Annotated in this window: 1 pseudogene; it reads right to left on the bottom strand. The window is 58.8% G+C overall.

The features are described from left to right. Window positions 1-628 precede the first annotated feature (628 nt). Window positions 629-1,135, bottom strand: a pseudogene (locus AB9K34_RS01710) (IS6 family transposase); the annotation flags it as partial.

Genomic DNA, 1,135 nt, shown 5'->3' with positions numbered 1-1,135 from the left:
CCGTCGGCATGCCCGCCTCTTGCTCCTTGATCATCCCGATAATCTGCGCCTCGGTAAAACGGCTCTTTCGCATTCGTCTGCTCCTTCAAGGTTGGGCAGACTCTACATCATGATGAGGGATTTCGCGGGGGGCAGGTCAGGACCGATTGCGCGACGGGTGAAAACGGCGATCTAATCGACCTGCTGCACGAGAGGCTCGGATCAGTTAACACCGCCTCGAGCACTATCGCGGCACGGTTGACCGGACCGCCCTTCCCTGAATCAAGCCAGGTGGCAATCTGGCCCGACTCGAGGGTCGGTCAAGGCCCGCTCCAGAGCCTTGATCGACACAGACCGCTCCACAGCGCGCCGCCAGGCCAGGCAGATCGCCGGGACGCAGCAGATGAACCGCGTCGCGCAGCGAGAAACGCGCGAAAGTTGGTGATGCCCTGAGGGACGGCATATCATGGCGGTGTTCAGACGCCGTCAATTCTCTGCCGAGAAAAGGATATGCCACATGTCAAAGACTACCATTACCACGCTGCCTGATCCATCCGGATTTTCCCCGGACTGTTTGATCCCACGGTTTGATGGTGTGGGCACTGTAAAGTTAACGGGATCGGCTCGAAATAGGGGCTTGTGGTGATTTTCACGCAGCTCCGAGTTGTGCGATACCGCGCCACGCATCCATGGCCGCGGCGCGGAGTTCGCGAAAGTCTGCGGATGTCATCCCAAAGCGCGGCAGGTGGAACAGGTTTGCGATCGGGTCATGGCCGGAAACAAAACGCTGCAAGTGTCGAGCTGATTTGAACCGCTTCATGATTCGCTCGCGCCTTCGGGTCGGTTGGTGTGAGTTTTCAGCCCGGTTATTCAAGCCTTTGTGCGAGCGTTGCTCGACCCCTGGCATGATCTCTCGCTTTGCCGCCTGCTATGAGCGAAGTTTGTCGGTGATCAGAACTCTTGGCGGATGGCCCTGCTGCTTTAGCAGCTTGCGTATCAGGCGCAGAGCTGCCCACTTGTTGCGCCGGGATTGGACCAGAACGTCCAGCACGAAGCCGTCCTGATCGACCGCCCGCCACAGCCAATTTTTGCGCCCTCTGATCGAGACGACAACTTCCTCCAGATGCCACTTGTCGCCAAGTTTGCCAGCCGATCG

This window comes from Sedimentitalea sp. XS_ASV28, assembly GCF_041224545.1.
GTDB lineage: Bacteria > Pseudomonadota > Alphaproteobacteria > Rhodobacterales > Rhodobacteraceae > Sedimentitalea.
The sequence above is the reverse complement of the archived record's forward strand: the minus strand, read 5'-3'. Positions and strand labels throughout refer to the sequence as shown.